At 45.0% G+C, this 2,104-nt stretch carries 3 protein-coding genes; 1 reads left to right on the plus strand and 2 read right to left on the minus strand.

The features are described from left to right. The coding region (locus BG32_RS14965; RefSeq protein ID WP_121527070.1) for a hypothetical protein at window positions 1–902 on the plus strand (902 nt) is incomplete at its 5' end. Window positions 903–999: 97 nt separating this feature from the next. Here the strand turns inward: BG32_RS14965 and BG32_RS14970 are convergent. Beyond that, window positions 1,000–1,662: an anaerobic ribonucleoside-triphosphate reductase activating protein gene (locus BG32_RS14970; RefSeq protein ID WP_006492436.1), complete on the minus strand. Its 663-nt coding sequence runs from the start codon at window positions 1,660–1,662 to the stop codon at window positions 1,000–1,002. Next, the coding region (gene nrdD / locus BG32_RS14975; RefSeq protein ID WP_310793906.1) for an anaerobic ribonucleoside-triphosphate reductase at window positions 1,580–2,104 on the minus strand (525 nt) is incomplete at its 5' end. The genes nrdD and BG32_RS14970, both read right to left, overlap by 83 nt.

Genomic DNA, 2,104 nt, shown 5'->3' on the forward strand with positions numbered 1-2,104 from the left:
CGTACTTTGGCGAGTATCTGGCATTGGGGGTTGGAGATAAGAGTTTTTTGGGTTCAGGTGTCAACCTCTATGGAGGTATCAGGTTCCTGAGATTTACCGATGAAAAACTACTGGGGGTTCTTCCCAAACCTCAATTCTTCTGGGGCGGCCTTACTTTGGGTGCAAGCACCTTCAGTGCCTTTGGAAGCGGGTTAGATCCTTTCTTGGAACTGACTCTGTTCAGAGAAGTTCCCTGGAGGGACGATTTGATTCTTACGCTGGACTCATTTGGTGCTGGAACAACCTATCCCTTCGAAGACTTAGTTGTCGGGATATCTTACGCATATGAAAAGGCAACGTTCGATGCTACACCGTTGAATAACTACTCGCTATCAATCCTTTCAGGGGCCTTCGCGTTTGGAGACGAGGAGAATTATGAAGAGAAAAGAGGGAATTTCTATGGTCAGACTACCCTCTCCTACGGGTTCGGAAAAGGAATCAATTACCTAAATCAGAAAGCTTCACTCACTTACTGGTATAGAATAATCGGTAGAATTTACGTCCAAAGCGATACAATGGCAGGATTAACTTATTTCGGCCAGGCGCCCGTGACGAAACAGTTTTATCTCGGCGGTAATCTTGATCTCAAGGGGTGGGAACCTTATTCCTTCAATCCGAGATTCTTCCTGTTAGAAATACTGGAGGCCGGAGTCCCTCTTACCGAGAGTTTTGGTATCTCCTCTTCCGATGAAATGAGCGTCTTTATACCGAAGCTCTACCTCATGGGAGCTCTCGGTGACAATGAAACTCTTGGGATGTCTGTTGGAATCGGTTTCGAATGGAAGACACCGCTTGGTGTTGCGGTAGAACCTCAATTATTCTTTGGAGGAAGTGGATTCAAATTCTATCTAGAGTTGAACTAGACGAGTCGAATATTCGTTATTCGAGCAAATAGCTTGAAAATGCAATAGAAAAGCACCGGCCGCTGTACGCGGCCGGTTGCTCTGCACTAGAATCTCTTTACTCTCTGATTATTACTTTTTGCGCATGATCAGAAATCAGGTCGGCAAATCTTTTAAGAACGCTTGAGGGATACGGCGGCGTTTCACACAAGCCGGCAACTGGTTTGTACTGCTGAACTGAAACCAACGATGCTCCTCCACAGATTCTAGATAGCTCTTCAAAATCATCTTCGGGAAGATATGCGGGGAACATTGTAATTCTTATCTCATGATTTGCGAATCCCTTCGCTATTTCTATGCTGTCTTCGATCTCTCTCAGATTCACAGGTGAAAAGATTTCGTAGTGGAGTGACTTCAAATCGATCGCAACATAGTCAACGATCTTAAGAAACTCCTGCAGGATTTCAGCATTCCAGCCGTTCGTGTCGATCTTAAGAAGGGTTTCTGGAAACCGTGATTTGAGCCTCCGCATAAACGGTAACAGTTCATTGGCTCTCAGGGTTGGCTCACCTCCGGTTATGACCACTGCGTCCAAAAGCTTTCCTCTTTTGTCGAGGTAATCGAAAACTTCCGATTCCGCCAATTCTTCCTGAACCCTTTTCTTTAATTCTGAATTGTGGCAGTAAGCACAATCAAAATTACAACTTGAGGTAAACAGTGTCAGGGCTACTTTCCCCGGATAGTCCACTAGGCTTACGCTCTCTATTCCTGCGAAATTCATCTACTCTTTCTCTCCCCACTCGGTAAGTTTCCCGTGTCTTAAACTCTTCTTGCTTTCCAGTATTCCAGTTTTGTACAGGTCGGTAATACCCCGTTATTCTTGAGTAAACCTCAGTTGGCTTTCCGCATTCGGGACAGGTAAAGTGTTCTCCCCTTATGTACCCGTGGTCCGGACATATTGAATAGGTTGGTGAAATTGTGAAGTACGGAATTTTGTAATTCTCCGCTATCTTTCTTACAAGCTGCTTTGTAGTTTCCCAGTCTGAAATTCTCTCCCCAAGGAAGGAATGAAAGACTGTCCCACCCGTGTATTTCTGTTGAAGCTCTTCCTGGAGGTCTAGTGCACTGAAAATGTCTCTAGTGTAGTCAACGGGAAGGTGCGAGGAATTCGTATAATACGGATTCTCCTTTCCAGCAGTAATGATCTGAGGGAACTTTTCCTT

The sequence above is a fragment of the Mesotoga sp. HF07.pep.5.2.highcov genome, from assembly GCF_003666285.1.
Classification (GTDB): domain Bacteria; phylum Thermotogota; class Thermotogae; order Petrotogales; family Kosmotogaceae; genus Mesotoga; species Mesotoga prima.